This window comes from Tissierellales bacterium, from assembly GCA_035301805.1.
GTDB lineage: Bacteria > Bacillota > Clostridia > Tissierellales > DATGTQ01 > DATGTQ01.
Genome location: DATGTQ010000135.1, coordinates 1 through 3,816 on the forward strand (window position 1 = coordinate 1; position 3,816 = coordinate 3,816).

Annotated in this window: 3 protein-coding genes; all 3 read right to left on the reverse strand. The window is 28.8% G+C overall.

What is annotated here, in order from left to right; all coding sequences use genetic code 11:
* Window positions 1-184: 184 nt before the first annotated feature.
* Window positions 185-1,675: a carbon starvation CstA family protein gene (locus tag VK071_06665; GenBank protein HLR35000.1), complete on the reverse strand. Its 1,491-nt coding sequence runs from the start codon at window positions 1,673-1,675 to the stop codon at window positions 185-187.
* 112 nt (window positions 1,676-1,787) lie between these two features.
* Entirely contained in the window at window positions 1,788-2,501 is a 714-nt protein-coding gene (locus VK071_06670) for a LytTR family DNA-binding domain-containing protein (protein HLR35001.1), read from the reverse strand.
* Window positions 2,502-2,516: 15 nt separating this feature from the next.
* Window positions 2,517-3,816 (reverse strand): histidine kinase (locus VK071_06675; protein ID HLR35002.1); only part of this gene is annotated, 1,300 nt, incomplete at its 5' end.

Here is a 3,816-nt window from a genome sequence, read left to right on the forward strand (position 1 = left end):
TATAAGGATTATTAAATATTTTCTTCTTTGCATTTTCTCACCTATCTTATCTGCCCTATATTTAAATCTAATATTTTTTACAATCCGTTATAAAATTTACTATATATCTTCCTTCCATATATTGTATCACTATTATATAAAATATAAACAAATAAGACCTATATAGGTCCTATTTGTTTATTACTTATTTAGTTTGATCATAGCTTAAAATTACTTTTTCTCTCTTATTTGCTATCTTTGGAACATATACTAAAAAAATTATCGTTATTATAGTCGCTATTATATATGAAATGGCATAACTTTCAGGAGATAATCCAAACAGTCCACCTATTCTTGCTTCTAAACCTAGACCAAGGCTTTCATGACAAATATAGGCTGTTACTATAAATGAATAAAAGGCACCTGGCAATAAAGATATAAAATAGTTCTTATTAGATGCTTTAAGATAAACTGTAACCATTGCTAAAGCAAAAACTCCTACTAACTGATTAGTAAATCCAAAGTATCTCCACAATAGATTAAATCCATCTGGTGATAATTTAGCATATACAAGTATTATTATTGCTGGTATAAATATTATAAGTGACAATTTAACTCTATTTTTAGCATCTTTTTGATCTATATCAAATTGTTCTGCTATCATAAGCCTTAATGACCTAAAAGCAGTATCACCAGAAGTTATAGGTAAAATAATAACACCTGCTATCGCTATTAATCCACCAATATTACCCATGAATTCTCTTGAAATAATTCCTACCATTTCTGTAGCACCTGTATCTACTGGTATACCTCTTCCAAACAACACCATTGCACCTGCAGCCCAAGCCATAGCAATTAAACCTTCACATATCATCATAGAATAGAAGGTTCTACGACCTTCCTTTTCTGATTTCATAGTTCTTGATATTAAGGTTACCTGACTTCCATGGAATCCTGACATTATACCACATGCTACTGTAATAAAAAATACTGGAATAAATGCCTGACCTGTAGGATGCTCAAATAATAAGCCTTTTGGTAGATTTGCAAAACTTGCTCCTCCATCCATAAAGATTCCAACTAAAACTCCAGCAGCAGATACTATTAATATTCCACCAAATATTGGATATATACGTCCTATAATCTGATCTATAGGGAATATTGTTGAAACTATGTAATAGAATAAAATCGCAATATAAACTCCCCAAATTATGTTGCTATTAACATCCATTCCAAGAATGTCACCAACTATTAAATCTCCTGGTGTATACATAAACACTACTCCTACTAAAAGCATCAGTAACCATATAATCACAGTATATACCTTAGTAGCTCCTGCTCCTAAATATTTTCTCACCATTTTAGGAACTTGTGCTCCTTTATTTCTTACAGATATCATACCTACAAAATAATCATGTAATGCGCCTGCAAATACACAGCCTATAGGTATTGTAATAAAGGCTATAGGTCCAAAGAGAATTCCCTGTATAGGTCCTAAAATAGGCCCTGTACCTGCAATATTAAGTAATTCTATAAGTTTATTCTTCCAAGATGGCATTACTACATAGTCTATACCATCAGCCATAGTTATTGCAGGCGTTGGTCTATCATCTGGTTGGAATACCTTTTCACAATACTTTCCATAGATATGTCCACCAACTATTAACATTAACAAGCCAATAATAAATAATATCATAAACATCCCTCCCTAGTTATATCTTAACTCCAGAATATCATATATAAAGGTTCTTTCTAACATTTTAGAGTAAAACGCGTATATCGTGGAGTAACTTGTATGATATTAAGTGTTAAATTTTTAAATATTCCTTTAATTTACCAATTTTATTTCTGCTTACTGGTAATTTTTCATCTTGGCAATATTCCATTCTAATACAATGTGTATTATTAAACCATGGATATATTTCTTTTATATATCTTGTATTGATAAGATAACTCCTCTGGATTCTAAAAAAGCCATAAGGTTTTAATTTATCTTCAAATGATTTTAAAGGTATATTATCTATATATTTATTATCTTTAGTATGAATAATACAATTTTTGTTTTGTGATTCAATATAAATAATAGAATCAATCTCTATAAGAATTATTTTCCCATCAGTATTTAAGGGTATTTTCGAAATATTAATATTAATTTGTTGTTTTTCATGTTTTTTATTATATTTATCTAACATTACTTTGACTTTTCTTTCTGAAAAAGGTTTAAGAAGATAATCTAATGCCTCTACATTAAAAGCATCTTCTGCATAATTATTGTAAGCTGTAGCAAAAACTATTTCAATATCTGGATGAATTTTTCTAGCAGTTGATGCAAGTGTAATACCACTAATATCTCCTAAATTAATATCAATACATAATATATCAAAATTTTCTTCCATTATTATATTTAATGCATCTTCTCCATTTGAGAATTCAACAATTTCTACATTAGGTATAATTTTATTAATAAGATATTGTAATTCACTTCTCGCTGGTCTTTCATCATCAATTATAGCTATTTTCATTTAGCCCATCTCCTTTCAGCCCACCATTGCTGAAACCTGATCTCTTTTAATATTTATATTAACTATAGTCCCATATGAAGTTGATAAAATGTCTAAGCCATTTTCCTCCCCATATATATAACGAAGTCTTCTGTCTACATTAGCAAGACCTATACTATCATCACTAATTTCATCATCCTCTAATAATTCTATAATATCTTTTGGTATTCCATATCCATTATCTCTTATTGAAATTCTAATCCCTTTACCGATTTCATTTATTGTAATACTCACTTTACCATTTTTTCTCTTCATGGCACCATGTATAACCGCATTTTCTACTATTGGTTGAACTATCAAACAAGGTACCATATAATCTAATTCTTCTGGTATATTTATAGATATATCTAATCTATCACCAAATCTTGCTTTGACCAATTGTAAAAAAGCATCTACATATTCCATTTCTTCATATATACTCACAAGCCCATCTCTGGTCTCTATGGAGTTTCTAAAATAAGTTGATAGTGCTATTAAAAGTTCCCTCGCTTCTGATGGTTTTTCTCTTATAAAAGAACTAATAGTATTTAAAGAATTAAATATAAAGTGTGGATTAATTTGAGACTGTAATACTTTATATTCTGCCTTTACTAATAAATCTTTTTGCTTCTCCATATCAGCTAATTCATACTGTGTAGATAATAGCTCACTTAAACCGCTAGCAAAACGGATTTGTGAATCATAGGAAATTCTATATTTTTTTGATAATATGATCATAGCCCCAAATGTTTTGTGATTCTTAACTAAAGGTGAACCTATAGCTATCATTTCTTTTAATGGTTCATGAAATAAATCACCTGTTTTTGAATTCTCTGCAACCACTATTTTACTTTCATCTAATACTTTTTGCCCGATCTCTGGCATAAGATTATTCTTATCTTTGGAAAACTCAATTTCTCCTTTTGTACTAATGATCTTTTTTGTATCAGTAAATACTACTCCTAAATCATTCGAAAAGTCCAAGATAATTTCTCCAATTTGATCACAGTTTTCTGAGTTATATTCTCCCCTTTGTAGAATTGGTAAGCATTTTTTAGTAATATCAAAAGTTAAACTTACTTTTTTACCAACTTTTTGTTCTTGCTCTCTTATTATATTTTTAAAAGTTTCTACAAATAATACCATTCCTATAGAATTAAACAATGTCATAGGTAAAAATATACTTTTTACAAGAAATAATGCATCATCAAAAGGTCTAGCTATTAAAAGTATAATTAACATTTGAAGATTTTCAACTATAAATGTAATTATAAATAATTGACTTTTTTTATATTTA